Below are 15,574 nucleotides of genomic sequence, written 5' to 3'. Positions count from 1 at the left end.
GCAACCCGCCTTACTGCGCACCGAAGCGCGAGCGCCAGGAGTCGAGGTCCTCGTCGGTGATCTTGGCGAAGAGAACCGGGGGCACGGAGAACGCGGTACCTGCCGGCACGGAAGCCAGGGCTCGGGCCTCTTCTGCGGTGACCCACGTCGCGGTGTCATCGGCCAGATCGAAGGCCTCACGCATGGCCCGTGCGGAAGCGGGGATGAACGGTTCCGACACGACCGCGTAGAGGTGGATCAGGTTCATGGCGGTACGGAGAGTCAGCGCCGCGCCCTCCTGGTCGGTCTTGATCTCCAGCCAGGGGGCCTTCTCCTCGAGGTAGGAGTTGCCCGCGCTCCAGAGGGCCCGCAGCGCCTGAGTCGCCTTGCGGAACTGGAGGGTCTCCATGTGGCCTTCGTACTCGGTCAGCAGGCGCGCGATCTCCTCGCCCAGGTTCTGCTCGGCCTGGCCGGCCGCCTTGCCCGCCGGGACGGTGTCACCGAACCGCTTGCGCGAGAAGGAGAGCACACGGTTGACGAAGTTGCCGAGGGTGTCAGCCAGGTCCTTGTTCACCGAAGAGGAGAACAGTTCCCAGGTGAAGGAGGTGTCGTCCGACTCGGGCGCGTTTGCCATCAGGAAGTAGCGCCAGTAGTCGGCCGGCAGGAGTTCGAGGGCAGCGTCGGAGAAGATTCCCCGCTGCTGCGAAGTGGAGAACTTTCCGCCGTAGTAGTTCAGCCAGTTGAAGGCCTTGACGTGGTCGACCCGCTTCCAGGGCTCGCGGGTTCCGATCTCCATGGCCGGGAACATGACCGTGTGGAACGGGACGTTGTCCTTGGCCATGAACTGGGTGTACTGAACGTCGGACGCCTCGTACCACCAGGACTTCCAGTCCCGCGTGCTCGGCTCCAGGTCCGCCCACTCCTTCGTCGCCCCGATGTACTCGACAGGGGCGTCGAACCAGACGTAGAAGACCTTGCCTTCCGCTGCCAGCTCAGGCCAGGTGTCGGCGGGAACGGGCACTCCCCATTCCAGGTCGCGTGTGATCGACCGGTCATGGAGGCCCTCTGTCAGCCACTTGCGGGCGATCGACGAAGCCAGCTGGGGCCACTCGTCGCTGCTGTCGTCGATCCAGGACTCGACCTCGCCGTCCAGCTTCGACTGGAGGAGGAAGAGGTGCTTGGTCTCGCGGACCTCGAGTTCGCTGCTGCCGCTGATCGCGGAGCGGGGCTCGATCAGGTCGGTCGGGTCCAAGACACGGGTGCAGTTCTCGCACTGGTCGCCGCGGGCCTTGTCGTAGCCGCAGTGGGGGCAGGTGCCGACGATGTAACGGTCGGGAAGGAAGCGATCATCAGCGATGGAGAAGACCTGGTGGATCGCCCGCTCTTCGATGAAGCCGTTCTCGTGCAGCTTCCGCGCGAAATGCTGTGTGATCTCGCGGTTCTGCTGAGAGGAACTGCGGCCGAAGTAGTCAAAGTCGAGCGCGAACCCGTCGTAAACCGCCTTCTGGGCGTCGTGCTGCTGAGCACAGAACTCCGAGACCGGCAGCCCGGCGTCCTTCGCGGCGAGCTCCGCCGGGGTGCCGTGCTCGTCGGTGGCGCAGATGTAGAGGGCTTCGTGGCCCCTCTGCTTCAGGTACCGGGTGTAGACGTCCGCCGGGAGCATGGACCCGACCAGGTTCCCCAGGTGCTTGATCCCGTTGATGTAGGGAAGCGCGCTGGTGATCAGGTGTCGAGTCATCGTTGGATGCTCCCAATTTCTACTGCTGTGGACCATGAGCGGCACGGCAATGGAGTCGAGGTCGAGGTCCTGCCGACGTACACCATTCGGACACGGAGCGTGACGGTGTCTCCTTGCAGGCCGCCTGCATCCTATCCAATCAGCAGGACGTGGCCTTACCGCATTTTTCAGTCTGATGCGATGCGGCACCGCATATACGTCGGCCGCTCGGGACAGGCGGCCAAGCGAGTCCCAAGCGGCCGAGGCCCGGAAACGACGAGCGTCCCGGGCAACGCCATGATAGCCGCGCCACAGGGGCCGTGATTCCCGTTGGCCAGACGATTGGCGGCGGAGTTTCTGCGACACGGGCTTGGGCCCAGGCGACGTCAGACTCGCAGCAAGACCACCGCCCGGAGGTCCGGGTTGCGGAGCGGGGCGAAGGCAATGATCTGCACGCGGACCTCTTCGCCCTGGTGGTAAGGGAGCCGGAAGCGGCGGACGTCGCCGTCGGGGTGTGCCCTGGCCTGGTTCGCGGCCCACAGCTCCCGGGCCTCCTCGTTTCCCGCCAGGATGTCGTCGCGCAGGCGGACCAGTTCCTTGCAGTTCGGATGCGTGGCGATGGCGTAGCGGATCTGGGCGAGGAATGGGTCAGCCCAGTCGGTCCGCCAGTTGACGAGCTGCTCGCGCGCCTCCGGAAAGAGGAAGGCGAAGCGCATCAGGTTCCGTTCGTACGGGAGCCAGGGGAACCAGTCCTCCTGTGGCTGGTTGTGGGCGAGGATGTCCCACCACAGGTTCGAGAGGTACGCGGGGTGAGGCAGGAGAGCGTCCAGGACAGCCTGCATGTTCGCATCTGCGCATGGATCGGGGATTGGCTCGGTCGGCGGAGGAGTCCGGCCGAGGGTCAGCTGGAAAAGGATCACCCGTTCGGCCTCGTCGAGCCGCAACGTCATGGCCAGTCGTTGGAGGAAATCCTCCGAGACGGGGCGTGGTCTGTCGCCCTCCAGCTGCCGGTACCAGGACTCCGCGACCCCCGTGAGGTGGGCAACTTCCGCCTGGGTTAGTCCCGGTTTCAGCCGTCTCCGCGAAGCATCCACCCCTGGGATACGCCGGTGATCAAGGCGTTCCCGCCAGTACCTCAGGAGTCGGCCGAGATTATCCGAAAGGGGACTTCCTGAAGTGTGGACTCGGTCACCCATGTACCACTCCTCCACTCCCCAATGCGGGCATGAAACATGGCGTTGCGTCCAATTATCTCTGCAATTGTGGTGCGTGCAGGGTGTGACGGTCGCGATGCTCTGCATGGGTCGGAGGGCCCGCAGCTGCCACTAGCGCCACTCGGAGTGGCGGAAGTGCCTGTGCAGGATGGCTTGTGCAAACACGGCATGAGTGAGGGGTAACCGGCCATGTGGTGGCGTACAGCCCAACCTGGTTCAGCGCAGAGCGCATCCGCGAGATCCGGCAACCGCAGGGGGCCGGTCCGCCCTGGCCTTCGGCAGCGATACGGCGGAAACGGTCGTGTCGGAGGCCGCGAACTCGAAAAGAGGATCCGCCGGCTCCTGCGGTCGCTCGACGTTCGGCCGCCCCTGAGCGTGCCCGATCTGTGCCAGGCGCTCGCGCGAAGCCGCGGCCGGCACATCGAGCTGCGGCCGTATCCGCTGCCGACGCCCGGACCGCTGGGGCTCTGGTTCGAGACCTCCACCGCTGACCTGATCATCTTCCAGCGTGAGACGACCACGCTTCACCAGGACCACATCGTGCTGCACGAGGTCGGGCACATGCTGGCCGACCACCGTGGTCCCGCCGTCGCGGCCGACCAGTGGCAGGCCCTGCTGCCAAGTCTCAGGACGGAGGCGATCCAGCGGGCGCTCCAGCGGTGCACCTACGACACCGAACAAGAGTGGGAGGCCGAGCTGGTCGCGACGATCGTCGGGGAGTGGGCCTCGGTGCTCGACCACGTGACACCGACGGAGAGCAGCGACGACATCGCCGCACGGCGGGTGCAGGCGGCCCTGGGCGATCGGCAGGGGTGGCTGTAGATGACTCTCGTCTTCCTCCTCGGCCTGGTCGCCGCAGTCGTGTGGAAGCTGTATCAGCTGACGAAGGCGCCTCGGGACAAGCCCCTGCGGTCGGTCACCCTGTGCCTCGTGTGCGCCGCGCTCTCGTACCCGCTGGCCATGCCAGGCGGGGCCTCGGGCTTCGACACGGTCGCCGGACACGGTGCGGCGAAGTTGGCGCAGAACGTGCTGTTGCTTGCCACCGTGTACTTCCTGATGTGCTTCTACCTGTACAGCGCCGCGGACGAGCGGGTCGGTAGGCGTCGGGCCCGCCGCGAAGGTGGCCTCGTCGTCCTGGTGGCCGCGGTCATCATTGGTGCGGCCGTGACCGTTCCCCACGAGGTCTTCGTGGGGAGCTTCGCCACCACCGACATGACCATTCCGCAGGCCGCCGTGTTCTACCTGGTCGCCGGCGTCTACCTGATGTACGCGCTGGCGACGGCCGCACGCTGGACCCGCCGCTACGCCCGTATGTCTGCCAAGCCCCACTCCACCGGGCTCTGGGTCGCCGGAGCAGGCATGTCCGCCATGGCGGTTGCCTGCGCTGTCCGCGCCGTCATTGTCGCGATTCGGTGGGGCGGCGGCTCCGTGCCCGGGCCGCTGATGTCGGCGGTGGCGCTCCTGCTGGTCGTGTCGATCCTGCTCTTCGTCTTCGGCATCACGTACCCCGGCGTGCGTACACGGATCTCGAGCTACCGCCTGTGGCTCCAGCACCGCCGTGCGCATCGCCAGCTCGAACCACTGTGGACGCTGATGGTCGAAACCTTCCCGCACCTGGTGCTCCCGACCGGCTCGCTGTCCTGGCGTGCCCGGTGGCGAGCTCGCGGGGTCCACCGCCGTTACCACCGACGCCTCGTCGAATGCCGGGACGGGCTGGTGCAGATCAGTCCGCACCTGTCGACCATCGGCTTCGACGACAGTCCCGAGCATCTCGCGCAACGGCTCCGCGATGCCGTCCACGCCCACCAGCGCGCGTCGGCCGAGCCCACCCCGCCAAGGCCGCTGGCATTCCCAAGGCAACGAAGCCGCGAGGCCGACTTGCAAGAACTCCTCGCCATGTCCGACGCCCTGCGCCTCCGCAGCTGACCCCCACCTACGACCGAAAGAGACCCGAACATGCTGATCACCGCAGACCGCGTCCTGGCCGGCCCCGAGGCCCGCGCCATCGCCGACGGCGCCGTCCTCGTCCGTGAGGGAACCATCACCTGCGTGGGCCCGCGCGAGGAAGTGCAGCGTCAGGCACAGCCCGACGAGCCACGCCTGTCCTTCCCTGGCGCGACCGTGCTGCCGGGACTGATCGACGCCCATGTGCACCTGTGCTTCGACGCCGGTCAGGATCCCGTCGCCACACTCCAGAGCCAGGACGACGAGGCGCTGTTCGTCGACATGAAGGCCCATGCGGAACAGCTGCTGGCCATCGGAGTCACCACCGCCCGCGACTTGGGCGACCGGAACGGCCTCGCGCTGCGTCTGAGCGAGCAGGTAGCCGCCGGGACGGCTGTCGGCCCGCGCATCGTCTCGGCGGGGACGCCCGTCACTCCGCCCGGAGGACACTGCTGGTTCCTGGGAGGCGAGGTGTCCGGCGTGGACGAGATCCGCAGTCTGGTGAAGCGCAACATCGTCGCCGGCGCCAAGGTCGTCAAGGTTATGGAGACCGGTGGCGGGCTCACGAAGGGCGGTGCCAAGAGCTGGGAGTCGCAGTTCTCCCCGGACGAGCTCGCGGCCCTCGTCGACGAAGCGCACCAGGCGGGACTGCCGGTTGCCGCGCACGCCCATGGCACCGACGGCATCGTCGCGGCGGTCGAAGCCGGAGTGGACACCATCGAGCACTGCACGTGGATGACGCCCACGGGGTTCGAGGTTCGCGAGGATGTGCTCGCCCAGATCATCGAGAAGGGCATCCACGTCTGCCCCGCGGTCAGCCCGCACTGGAGGATGCTTCCTCAGATCTTCGGTGCCGAGCGTGCCGAGGCGATGTTCGACGCCGTTCGCCGCATGGCCGAGGCGGGCGTCCGTCTGATCGCAGGCACGGACGCCGGCGTGCAGCGGTCCGGCTTCGACGGTCTGCCCTCGAGCCTCGCCTTCTACGAGCACCTCGGCCTGCCCGCCAGCCGCATCCTCGCCATGGCCACGTCGGAGGCGGCCCGCGCCCTGGGTCTGGGCGACGTGACCGGTCAGCTCACCACCGGATACAGCGCCGACCTCCTCGTGGTGGAGGGCGACCCGCTCGCCGACCTGGGCGTTCTGAAGGCGGTCAAGGCCGTGATCGCGGCAGGAAAGCGCTACGAGCCTGCCGTGAGTGCGTAACAGAAGCGCGGAGTCAGTGCCCGGGGCCGTTGGCGGTCCCGGGCTTTTCTCTGCTCGCAAGCTCCTCGACCACCTGGTTGACGAAAGCCAGCACGTCGTCCGACAGCCCCTCAGGACCCAGCCCCCGGGCTTCGACTCGCCCGATGGTGCCCTTGCGGGCAGCCGCGAGCAAACGCAGCCCTTCGACGACCTGCCTGGCCACGGTGTCGTCGGGCTGGAAGTAGAGGGGGGAGACGGCGAACAGCTCGGCCAGGCCCTCGGCGACGATCGGTGGGAGGTCCGCCTCGGCGCCGGTTCTGAGCGCGCGTACGCCGTTCTCGGAGATGACCTGTCCACCGGCGTGCTCGTTGACCGCCTTCGCGATCTCGGCGTCCGATGGTGCGACCTGCGCCCCTGGGTACGAGTGCTCCAGGAGATAGGTGATCTTCTCGGCCACGGAGCGAGGCGTGCGCGTCGCACCGGCGGGGGCGGGGACCTCGTTACCGAAGGACCGCTCCTGTGCCGCCAGCAGCTCCTCCACCGTCACCCCGTACGCATCGGCGAGGGGGCGGTGGAACTTCTCGCTGAGGCGTCTCCTGCCGCGCTCGGCGTTCGCAACGGGGCCGGAGCTCTTCGTCCCGGTTAGGTCCTTGGTCTGGTACTGGCTGTAACCGGCGTCGCAGCGTAGGTCGGTGAGGTCTGGCAGCTCGTTGATGCCACGGGGGAACAGCTCATCCAATGGCAGGCCGAAGAACTTCGCCAGCGCCGGCAGTTTCTCCCCGTCGGGGGTCGAGGTCCCCAGCTCCCAGCTGGCCACTGTGGAACCGCCGACACCAACCGCTTCAGCAACCTCACTCTGGGTGATGTCGCGGGACCGCCGCAGCGTCCGGACCCGGTCGCGGTCGAAGTGGCGGGCGGGCATCTCGCGGCTCACTCCCATGCTGGTTGTCGAAATCGATGAAAGTTCGATGTGTTGATCTGATGCTTAAACCGATGTAGGTTCAGTTTGGCAAACCAACGGGTCCAACGTACACCCTGCGGCGCCTTCATGCTTGTGCCGACTGAGTGGCGGCAAGGGTGGGCGCTCGGGGGCCTCTGGCTTCGCCTGGGCGGCGAATGGGGCGCGGCGGGAGCTGTGGGCTGCGCGACTCCGACGAACGGTGTCGAGTTGGCGTCGAACTGAATCAACGCCAGCTATCCGCTGGAGTGTTGATAGGGGCAGGCATATGTTGCTGGTCCCCCGGCGGCAACGCCGCCAGGCTCAACACAAGGGAGAGACGTAGGAGTTACCCAGCGCCACGGACGCGCTTCCCTCAGGGGAAATGAAACCGGCGCCCAGAAGTTAGCCGCTTCCGGACGCCGAGCCCGCCACCCGAAGGGGGCGGATCCATAACCGGAGCGGGTCGGCTGACCTTTTCGACGAGAACGGCCGTCCCACTCCACCTACGAGTGAGGAATTCTCGCATGCCCGAGTCCCGGAGCGGAAGGGCGCACACCGTCCCGCACGCCCAAGTCCCCAGTACCCGCCAGCGTCGCCTGGCCACCCTCCTCGCGGACATGGTGCCCGGCGCTCGCACCATCCGCGTCTCGCAGAGCGAACCCGGACGGACCTGGCCCAGTTCGTACGCTCGCGCCTACGACGCGCAGGGAAGCCTTGTTGCCCTCAACCGGGCCCAGGGCCTGACTGCCGCACGCTGGGTGATGCGCACCCACCCCGAGGCGAACTGGAACGAGGCATACGACCTCGACCTCGCCACCGGTGTCCTGCGCCCCGCCGCCGAGGCGTACGCGGTCGCGGACGGGAGGCGCTGACCGTGGCGAGGATCCGAACCTTCAAGCCCGAAGCCTTCACCTCCGAGTCCCTGGCGCAGGTGAGCGTCTACGCCGAACGGACCTTCTTCGGCCTGATCAGCCGCGCCGACGACCACGGACGCCTCCGTGACCAGCCCGCCGCGCTCTGCGGAGAGCTCTGGGCCGTTCGCGGCGGGCGCACGCCAGTCGATGTGGAGGACGACCTGCTCCAGCTCGCCGCCGCCGACCTGATCTGCCGCTACGAGGACGACGGAGGCAAGCGGTACCTGCACATCGTCACCTGGTACCGCCACCAGAAGATCAACCGCGCGAGCCGCAGCCGGCTCCCCGAGTGCCCGAAGCACGATGCCGGGAAGCCGACGGCGGAAGTGTCGCAGGCTCACGGAGACGTCCCGGAGTCCTCAGTGAAGGCTCACGGAGGACTCACTGAGGACGCACGAATCCCCGCCGAATCCTCCGGAACGCACGAAACCGCAGGTCGCGAGGCATTCAGTGAGTCCTCACTGAACACTCACGGAGGGAGTGCTGAACCCGCGGTGAGCCATCACGCCCTGGATCTTGGACCTAGGAACCTGGATCAAGGATCTTCCCCTTCGGGGGGCGCGAGCGCCCGCGCATCGGAGACCACCTCGGCTCAGCAGCTCATCGCCGAGTACGCCGCAGCCTGCGCACATCGCCCGCCCAGCGGCGTCCTCGGTCACCTCGGCCGCGAGACGACCAAGCTCCTCGCGGAGGGCATCGAACCCGGCCACATCCGAGCCGGGCTGGCCCTCCACCGCGCCAAGGGCCTACACCCCAGCACCCTGCCGAGCCTCGTCCACGAGGCCATGAACGCCACCCGCGCCGGTTTGGTCCGGCCGGAATCCCGGCCTAGCGTGCCCGGTCACCGGGCCTGGGCCAATCCCGCCGACCCTGCCGCCGCCTACGCCGAGGAGCTGTGATGCGCGACTACGACGCCCAGCCCGTCGGCGGCATCGCCCGCCGCCTGGCCCACATCCTGACCTCGCGTGGCCTCGACCCGAACGCCAAGCTCACCGACCTGGCGGAACCCCTCCCCGCGCTCCAGGCGGCCCAGGCCCGCATCCCGGCCCGATACCGAGCCGCCGTCGCCGACCACCCGGCCGTCGCCGCCTGGGTCCGCGAAGTCGCCGAGGGCGGACGTCCGGGGCCCGAAGGCGCACCGGGGCTCGCCGAGGGCCGCTCGCTGCTGATCGTCGGCACGACGGGAACGGGCAAGACGTACCAGGCGTACGGGGCGGTCCGCTCGCTCCTGATCGCCGGGGTCCGGCTGCGCTGGAAGGCGATCACCGCCGCCGACCTGTACGCGGAGCTGCGGCCCCGCCCCGGCCACGACGGCGAGCGGGAGCTGATGGACCTGGCCCGCTGCCCGCTGCTGATCATCGACGACCTCGGTGCCGCGAAGACCAGTGAGTGGACCGAGGAGATCACGATGCGGCTGATCAACCGCCGGTACAACGCGATGCTCCCGACCCTGATCACCACCAACCTCGGCATGGCCGACCTGCGGGCCCACATCGGTGACCGCGTCGCGTCCCGGCTCACCGAGATGACCGACCGGGTCATCCTCGACGGCCCCGACCGCAGACGAGCCCTCGCGGCCGAGCGACGCCGTATCGCCGCCGCCAGCGCCGCCTGACCCTTCCCCGCGACGGCCGGCACCGGCCCGCCTTCCTCACCTGCACCAACCCCCAGGCCGCCCCTGCCCAAACGCGACCCGGGGGGATACGGAGACATCCCCATGCACCGCACCGACACCCCGCAGCCCCGAGCTCTCGGCGACCACACCTGGCGCGACCGGGCCGCCTGCCGCTCGACCCCGCACCACCAGGTCGACCCCGAGCTCTTCTTCCCCGAGCCCGACGAGGTCGACCGCATCGCCGCCGCCAAGGCCCTGTGCGCGCAGTGCCCGGTCCGCAGCACCTGCCTCGACGCCGCCCTTGAGAACGGCGACCGCGACGGCATCCGGGGCGGCATGACCGAAGAGGAGCGAGAGGCCCTGCACAGCAAGTTGGGGGGCCGCCTCAGCTACTCCCGCGTCAACGAAGCCCTGGCTGGCCGCGACATCCACCTCACCAAAGCCGAGCGCAAGGCAGTCGTCCGCGCCGCCTACCAGGCCGACATCCCCGCCGAGCAGCTAGCCCGGATGCTCAAGGTCACCGAGGCGCACGCCGGGAAGCTCTACCGCCGCACCCGCCGCGAGATCCGCAACCGCGCCGTCGACCAGCAGAAGAAGGCGAACGAGGCAGCGAAGACGCCCGACAACGCCCCCCAGGTCCTGAAGAATCCCGCCGCCAAACTCCCGGCCCGCGACGACCTCGGAACGGCGGCGTGAGCCACATCGCGCCGGTACCGGCGCGGATCAACGGCTGGGACCGGGCCGCCGTCGTCGCCCTCGGCGGCGCGGGGTGCGCGCTCTCGTACGACGCCCTGCAGCAGATGGCCACCGCGATCCATGTCCGCGGATTCTTGACCTTCCTCTTCCCTCTGGTCATCGACGGATTCATCGCCTACGGAGTGCGAGCCCTCCTGGTCCTGCGCACCGCCCCACTCGCCGCCCGCTGCTACGTCTGGACGCTGTTCGGTACCGCGACCGCCGCCAGCATCTGGGCCAACGCCCTGCACGCCGTACGCCTCAACCAGCTGCGGCCCGGCAGCGCAGGGCTCCGGCTCGGCGACGTCACCGTCGGCGTCCTGTCCACCCTGGCGCCGCTCGCCCTGGCCGGAGCCGTCCACCTGTACATCCTCATCGCCCGGCGGGCCGCTGAGGCCGAGCTGTCCGGACACCCGGAGACGCCCGGTGTCCGGACGGATCGGGTCACCGATGACCGCCCGGACACCTATCCGGTCCGGCGCGGACGAGGGCCAGTCCCGGTCGCCTCCGGACACCCCGCCGAGTTGCCCGGCCCGGACACCGGCCGCGCGGCGGTCACCACAGGGCCGGACACCCTGGAGGCCCATGCCCCGGACACCCTGTCCGGACAGCGGGGGAAGCCGGTCGAGCCGGAGCCCGAGCACGACGGCCGCGACGCTGACCAGAGCGGACACCCCGTCCCCAGACCCCGCCAGGTCCCCCGCCTGCACCTGGCCAAGCCTCCGGTCACTACACCGGACGCCGCCCAGGAGACCGGCCCTGCCAACCGCTCGGACACCGGTGACCGCAAGTCGGCCCCGGTCACCGACGAGCAGCTTCTCGCGATCGCCCGCCAGGCGGTCACCGAGGCCGGCGACCTGACCCGGAAGGTCGTCGCGGACGCCATCCGCGGTCACGGACACGGCCTCGGGAACGACCGGCTGACCGTCCTGATGCAGCACCTCCGCAAGGAAGCGGAACAGGCTGCGGACACCCGGACCGCCTGACCGGACAGCCCGCTCGGCGGGTGCGCCGGCCCGTCCACCGGACCGGCGCACCCGCCGAGCACACGACTCCCTCCCGCCCCACACATGCACTGGAGCCGCCACCATGCGCACCACCTCGGCCACCCGAGCCGAAGCCGACGCCTGGATCACCGTGCTCAGCCGGTACGGACACCTCCACCACGCCGAACCCGGCCCCGACGGAGCCTGGACCGTCCAGCGCACACCCACGAGCACACCCCGCACCCTCCACCACCCCGTCCTCGCGCTCGACTTCGTCGCCGAGGTTCTGCGCGACGTACGCCGCGACCCCTCCGGAATGCCCCGATGACGCCCACCGATCCGACCTCCGCCCCCGCTCACCTGGAGGAAGGTCACTGCCCGGCACGAGGCCGAGCAAGCTGTACCTTCCGAAACTCCTCCGCAGCCACAGGCCGCGGAGGAGTTTCGGAAGGGCTTGCCCCCACCCCCCAGGGGGCGGGGGAGGCCCGGCACCAGGGGGAGCCAGGCCGTGGGGCCGCGACCGAGGGCGGATCGCAGCCGGAGGGAGAAGAAGCCGCGCCTTCCGCGCCGCGTACGCACCCCCGCCTGCGCCAGAGCGTGCACCGCGACCAAGTCCGCAGCGTCCGCCTGACCCGCGACGAACTCGACATCGTCAAGCGTGCCGCCGAAGCCGTCGGTCTGAAGACCGCCGGGTTCCTCGCCGACGCCGCGGTCGCGGTCGCCCAGGCCCAAGGCGACTCCAGGGCATGGCTGTTGGACCAGCGCGGACGGGTCGAGGAGCTAATGTCCGCCAGCGCCCAGCTCGGCCGCGCCGGCAACAACCTCAACCAGGTGGCCCGCGTCCTCAACTCCGGCGGCCGGCCGGAGTACGCCGACGACGCGGTCGCCCGCGTCCTGCGCGCCGCCGCACGGGTCGAGGCCGCCGCCATCGAGATGGCGAGGCGCTGACACCGTGGTCCCGGACATCTCCACCGGCAGCCGCACGTACGGACTCCTCGCCTACCTCTACGGACCCGGCCGCCGGGACGAACACACCGACCCGCACCTCGTCGCCGCCTGGATGCCGGAACTCGCACCCGACCCCGGACGTGACCCGGCCGCCACCCTCAAGCAGCTCACCGACCGGCTCGACCTCCCCGTCCTCGCCCTCCCCAAGGACCGCCGCCCCGCCCAGCACGTCTGGCACTGCCCCGTCCGCACCGCCCCTGGCGACCGGCACCTCACCGACGCTGAGTGGGCCGAGGTCGCCCGCCGCATCGTCCACGCCACCGGCATCGCCGAGGAAGGCGACGACAAGGCGTGCCGCTGGATCGCCGTACGCCACGCCGAGGACCACATCCACATCGTCGCCACGCTCAAACGCGAAGACGGACGAAGCCCCAGCCGTCACCAGGACGGCATCCGTGCCCAGGCCGAATGCCGCAAGATCGAAAAGGAGTGGGGCCTGCAGATCCTCAACGAAGGCGACCGCACCGCCGCCCAACGCCCCACCAGCGCCGAACGCGCCAAGGCGGAGCGCACCGGCCGTACCGAACCGCCCCGTGAAACGCTGCGTGAGCACGTCCGCCAGGCGCTGGCCGGCGCCGCAGACGAGGACGAGTTCTTCCGCCGTCTCACCGAAGCCGGCCTTCGCCTCGAAAAGCGTGTAGCTCCCTCCGGCGACATCCTCGGCTACAAGGTCGCCCTGCCCGGCGACCGCAACCGTGACGGCGAGCCCATCTGGTTCCCCGGCTCCCGACTCGCACCCGACCTCTCCCTCCCCAGGATCCGCCAACGCCTCGCGGACGGACCGCCCGAGGACGAGCCGACGACAACCACGGGCCCCGCCCCACGGGCCGCTCGCCCAGCCGGTGCTCGCCGAGACGCCACTCACGTCGCCGAGCAGGCCGTCACCGTACTCGCCGGGGACGACGACGCGGCAGGCGCCGCTCAGCTCATCGGCGTCGGCGAACTCCTCGACGCCGTCGCCCAGACCTCTCCGGCCTCCACCCGCAAGGAACTCGCCGAGGCCGCCCGCGCCTTCGAACGCGCCACCCGCTCCCACACCCGCGCCGAGCACGCCGACCACCGCGCCCTCCGCTCCGCCGCACGAGGCATCGTCCGAGCCGGCAACGCCCTCGGCAAAGGCGAGGACGGCGGCACCACCGCGATGCTCCTGTCCACGATGGTCCTCGTCACGATCGCCGCCATCCGCTGGCACTCCGCCCGCGGCCACGCCCAGCAGGCCGCCGCCGCCCGACAAGCCGCGCAGCACCTGCGCGCCGCCTACCAGACCGCGTCCGCCACGCCCATGAAGGCGATGCATGAACAGGGACGCCGACTCCCCGCTCCCGTACGCGACCGCTACGCCCACACCGTGGAAGCCGCACTGCCCGGACAGGCAGACCACGTCCTGCGCGAGCCTGGCTGGGAGGCGCTCGCCGCCACCCTCGCCCAAGCCGAACGAGTGGGACACGACCCCGACGCACTGCTCCAGCAGGCGATCGAAGGGCGCGAGTTGGAGACCGCCGACAACGTCACCGACGTACTCGTCTGGCGCCTGCGCCGCATGGGGAAACTGCCCGCCACCGCGGACCTGCCCGGCACACGCGCGCACCCGCGGACGCCCCCGCCGCAGCCCCGATCACCGAAGCCGCAGGCAGCCGAGCCCACGGCTCACCACGACACGAACAGCACCCGCAGGCCGGGCCCACGGCGCTGACCAGCACCTCAAAGCGCTGGACACCCACGGCCAACGCTGTTAGGGCTGGTCAACAAGAGGACGAGGAGACGATGCCAATGCTCAGCGAAGACCTCCGGACCCGGAGAGCCGTGTTGCCGGAGACGGCAGCCGACGACCCCTTGCTGAGGCTGCAGCAGGAGACGCGGCTCGGCGACGGCATCATCCGCCTCCGCGCCACCACCCACCCGGAGGAGATCTGCATTGGCGGCATCCCGGTGATGTGTCCGAAGTGCGGAGCGCGGCGCGACTGGATGGTCATCTGCGACCGCAGCGAGATCAGCATCCGCTGCCGATGCGCCCACCAGTGGGTCGAACCCGAGCTGACGCGCGCGGACTACGACGCGATGATCGACGTCGGCGGCCAGGACTACCCGAGCCTGGAGGCCGCCGCCCAGGCCGTTGGGTACGACGGCACGCTTGCCGGCACGTATCTGTCGGAGCCCAGGCCGGAGTAGAGGCCCGTGGCAGGGGCATCGACGCCTCCTGGCCCGACGGGGAGCGTTACGGTCTAATCGCCTCTCATGGACGCTGCCCCTGAGAGCCGCTGCACATCCATGGGGTCCGCCCCAGGTTGACCTCCACCGTTGCGTGCCACTGCTGCGCGGGCGGTATCCGGGTGCCTTCGCGTGTTGGCCCTAGCGCGACTGCGCACTTGGATACTGTGCCCGCTGTGCCGGAATTCGCTCAAGGGGATTCGACTGTCCAGCGGGCTCGCGAGGTCATCCGCAAGCTGATCTCCACCCGCGACGGGCTCCTGGCCAGGGACGGCGGTGTGGAGTTCGACGTCGCACACAGGGCTGTGGCTCCGTCTGCGTGGAGCTGGTGGAACCTGATCACGGACTCAGCGCAGATTCTCCTGGATGAGGAGGTCAAGGGGCTCGGTCCTGTGGTCGCACCGGTCGTGCGGAACCTGCTTAGCCACGCCTTGGCACTTCAGTGGCTCGTCGAGGGTGGCCAGAACGCAGTGGCGGCACTGGACGCGTACAGCGACGACCAATTGCTCACGTTTATCGATGAGGCCGGTAAGAGGAACTGGAAGCTTGACTTCCCTGACGAGTCAGAGGTGCGCGAGGCGATCAACGATCGCAAGGCCACAGCTGACCCAGCATTCCTCACGCTGAAGGGGGAAATTGGAACCACCGCCAACCTCGTGGACGCCTATGGGGTGCCCAGGCTCTACGCGGCATATCGGTACCTGAGTGCCTTCTCACACACCACCCGCGACACCGCCACGCTGTACGTGGATCGCGGCGATAAGGGCGGCAGCACTCCGCGTGACAAGCCGCGGCAGCGCGACCACAACGAGATCATCTGGACCGCGGGCGCCTTGATCCAGGCAGGGCGGGTCATGGACAGCATTCTGTCCGGGCAGCCCCTCACGAAGATGCTCGACGAGGCCACCGCCTACCTGGGTCTGCCGGAAGACGTCTTGCCGAAGCGTCGGGAGAAGCGCAGCAGGAGGTGAGCCATCTACGCTCAGCCATCGATACCTGGCAGCCTCGTTGACCATATGCCGCAGCTGCTTCCCGACGCGGTAGCGCTGGAACTGCTCCAGGAAGTTGTTGATCTGGCGGTGTCCCGCTCCCTGCGCCTGCCAGGCATCAGGGGGTAGCACGTTAGAAGCCG

At 69.3% G+C, this 15,574-nt stretch carries 16 protein-coding genes and 1 pseudogene; 13 read left to right on the top strand and 4 right to left on the bottom strand.

The window, feature by feature from the left end; genetic code table 11:
- Nucleotides 1-10: 10 nt before the first annotated feature.
- From metG to ACWD0Y_RS05240, 3 genes and pseudogenes are all read right to left on the bottom strand, one after another.
- Nucleotides 11-1,717: a methionine--tRNA ligase gene (metG, locus tag ACWD0Y_RS05250; protein ID WP_450259113.1), complete on the bottom strand. Its 1,707-nt coding sequence runs from the start codon at nucleotides 1,715-1,717 to the stop codon at nucleotides 11-13.
- A gap of 365 nt (nucleotides 1,718-2,082) precedes the next feature.
- Nucleotides 2,083-2,538 (bottom strand): MmyB family transcriptional regulator, encoded by a 456-nt coding sequence (locus ACWD0Y_RS05245; RefSeq protein ID WP_355109261.1) that lies wholly within the window; start codon nucleotides 2,536-2,538, stop codon nucleotides 2,083-2,085.
- Between the two features lie 90 nt (nucleotides 2,539-2,628).
- Nucleotides 2,629-2,892 (bottom strand): annotated as a pseudogene (locus ACWD0Y_RS05240) (helix-turn-helix domain-containing protein); the annotation flags it as partial.
- Nucleotides 2,893-3,285: 393 nt separating this feature from the next.
- Between ACWD0Y_RS05240 and ACWD0Y_RS05235 the strand changes: the two are divergent.
- The 3 genes from ACWD0Y_RS05235 to ACWD0Y_RS05225 are packed head-to-tail and all read left to right on the top strand — an operon-like array spanning nucleotide 3,286 to nucleotide 6,057.
- Nucleotides 3,286-3,732 (top strand): hypothetical protein, encoded by a 447-nt coding sequence (locus tag ACWD0Y_RS05235; RefSeq protein ID WP_355108784.1) that lies wholly within the window; start codon nucleotides 3,286-3,288, stop codon nucleotides 3,730-3,732.
- Nucleotides 3,733-4,836 (top strand): MAB_1171c family putative transporter, encoded by a 1,104-nt coding sequence (locus ACWD0Y_RS05230; protein WP_450259112.1) that lies wholly within the window; start codon nucleotides 3,733-3,735, stop codon nucleotides 4,834-4,836.
- 30 nt (nucleotides 4,837-4,866) lie between these two features.
- Nucleotides 4,867-6,057 (top strand): amidohydrolase family protein, encoded by a 1,191-nt coding sequence (locus ACWD0Y_RS05225; protein WP_450259111.1) that lies wholly within the window; start codon nucleotides 4,867-4,869, stop codon nucleotides 6,055-6,057.
- Between the two features lie 13 nt (nucleotides 6,058-6,070).
- On the opposite strand, the gene ACWD0Y_RS05220 is transcribed toward ACWD0Y_RS05225, so the two are convergent.
- Nucleotides 6,071-6,970, bottom strand: coding sequence for a helix-turn-helix transcriptional regulator (locus ACWD0Y_RS05220; RefSeq protein WP_450259110.1), 900 nt, complete (start codon nucleotides 6,968-6,970; stop codon nucleotides 6,071-6,073).
- A 530-nt stretch (nucleotides 6,971-7,500) separates the two neighbouring features.
- Between ACWD0Y_RS05220 and ACWD0Y_RS05215 the strand changes: the two genes are divergently transcribed.
- The 10 genes from ACWD0Y_RS05215 to ACWD0Y_RS05170 all read left to right on the top strand — a co-directional run bounded on the left by ACWD0Y_RS05215 (nucleotide 7,501) and on the right by ACWD0Y_RS05170 (nucleotide 15,413).
- Entirely contained in the window at nucleotides 7,501-7,848 is a 348-nt protein-coding gene (locus tag ACWD0Y_RS05215) for a hypothetical protein (protein WP_450259109.1), read from the top strand.
- A 2-nt stretch (nucleotides 7,849-7,850) separates the two neighbouring features.
- Nucleotides 7,851-8,789 (top strand): hypothetical protein, encoded by a 939-nt coding sequence (locus tag ACWD0Y_RS05210; protein WP_450259108.1) that lies wholly within the window; start codon nucleotides 7,851-7,853, stop codon nucleotides 8,787-8,789.
- Nucleotides 8,789-9,505, top strand: coding sequence for an ATP-binding protein (locus ACWD0Y_RS05205; protein WP_450259107.1), 717 nt, complete (start codon nucleotides 8,789-8,791; stop codon nucleotides 9,503-9,505). The genes ACWD0Y_RS05210 and ACWD0Y_RS05205 overlap by 1 nt, the downstream gene beginning before the upstream one ends.
- Before the next feature lie 102 nt (nucleotides 9,506-9,607).
- On the top strand, nucleotides 9,608-10,201 hold the full coding sequence (locus ACWD0Y_RS05200) for a WhiB family transcriptional regulator (protein WP_450259106.1): 594 nt from the start codon (nucleotides 9,608-9,610) through the stop codon (nucleotides 10,199-10,201).
- Nucleotides 10,198-11,226, top strand: a complete 1,029-nt coding sequence (locus ACWD0Y_RS05195) for a DUF2637 domain-containing protein (RefSeq protein ID WP_450259105.1) — start codon at nucleotides 10,198-10,200, stop codon at nucleotides 11,224-11,226. The genes ACWD0Y_RS05200 and ACWD0Y_RS05195 overlap by 4 nt, the downstream gene beginning before the upstream one ends.
- Nucleotides 11,227-11,329: 103 nt before the next feature.
- Entirely contained in the window at nucleotides 11,330-11,554 is a 225-nt protein-coding gene (locus tag ACWD0Y_RS05190; protein WP_450259104.1) for a hypothetical protein, read from the top strand.
- A gap of 269 nt (nucleotides 11,555-11,823) precedes the next feature.
- Complete coding sequence (locus ACWD0Y_RS05185; protein ID WP_450259103.1) at nucleotides 11,824-12,174, top strand: plasmid mobilization protein; 351 nt, start codon at nucleotides 11,824-11,826, stop codon at nucleotides 12,172-12,174.
- Nucleotides 12,175-12,178: 4 nt separating this feature from the next.
- Complete coding sequence (locus ACWD0Y_RS05180) at nucleotides 12,179-13,927, top strand: relaxase/mobilization nuclease domain-containing protein (protein WP_450259102.1); 1,749 nt, start codon at nucleotides 12,179-12,181, stop codon at nucleotides 13,925-13,927.
- A 77-nt stretch (nucleotides 13,928-14,004) separates the two neighbouring features.
- The gene (locus ACWD0Y_RS05175; protein WP_450259101.1) at nucleotides 14,005-14,403 is read left to right on the top strand and encodes a hypothetical protein; all 399 of its coding nucleotides are present in this window, start codon (nucleotides 14,005-14,007) and stop codon (nucleotides 14,401-14,403) included.
- Nucleotides 14,404-14,618: 215 nt separating this feature from the next.
- On the top strand, nucleotides 14,619-15,413 hold the full coding sequence (locus tag ACWD0Y_RS05170) for a DUF5677 domain-containing protein (RefSeq protein WP_450259100.1): 795 nt from the start codon (nucleotides 14,619-14,621) through the stop codon (nucleotides 15,411-15,413).
- Nucleotides 15,414-15,574: the final 161 nt, after the last annotated feature.

Source organism: Streptomyces altiplanensis, from assembly GCF_053591575.1.
The sequence above is the reverse complement of the archived record's forward strand: the minus strand, read 5'-3'. Positions and strand labels throughout refer to the sequence as shown.

Coding starts and splice junctions, on each gene's coding strand:
- metG (WP_450259113.1), bottom strand. CDS start 1,717: ATGACTCGACACCTGATCACCAGCGCGCTTCCCTACATCAACGGGATC.
- ACWD0Y_RS05245 (WP_355109261.1), bottom strand. CDS start 2,538: ATGCAGGCTGTCCTGGACGCTCTCCTGCCTCACCCCGCGTACCTCTCG.
- ACWD0Y_RS05230 (WP_450259112.1), top strand. CDS start 3,733: ATGACTCTCGTCTTCCTCCTCGGCCTGGTCGCCGCAGTCGTGTGGAAG.
- ACWD0Y_RS05225 (WP_450259111.1), top strand. CDS start 4,867: ATGCTGATCACCGCAGACCGCGTCCTGGCCGGCCCCGAGGCCCGCGCC.
- ACWD0Y_RS05215 (WP_450259109.1), top strand. CDS start 7,501: ATGCCCGAGTCCCGGAGCGGAAGGGCGCACACCGTCCCGCACGCCCAA.
- ACWD0Y_RS05205 (WP_450259107.1), top strand. CDS start 8,789: ATGCGCGACTACGACGCCCAGCCCGTCGGCGGCATCGCCCGCCGCCTG.
- ACWD0Y_RS05200 (WP_450259106.1), top strand. CDS start 9,608: ATGCACCGCACCGACACCCCGCAGCCCCGAGCTCTCGGCGACCACACC.
- ACWD0Y_RS05190 (WP_450259104.1), top strand. CDS start 11,330: ATGCGCACCACCTCGGCCACCCGAGCCGAAGCCGACGCCTGGATCACC.
- ACWD0Y_RS05175 (WP_450259101.1), top strand. CDS start 14,005: ATGCTCAGCGAAGACCTCCGGACCCGGAGAGCCGTGTTGCCGGAGACG.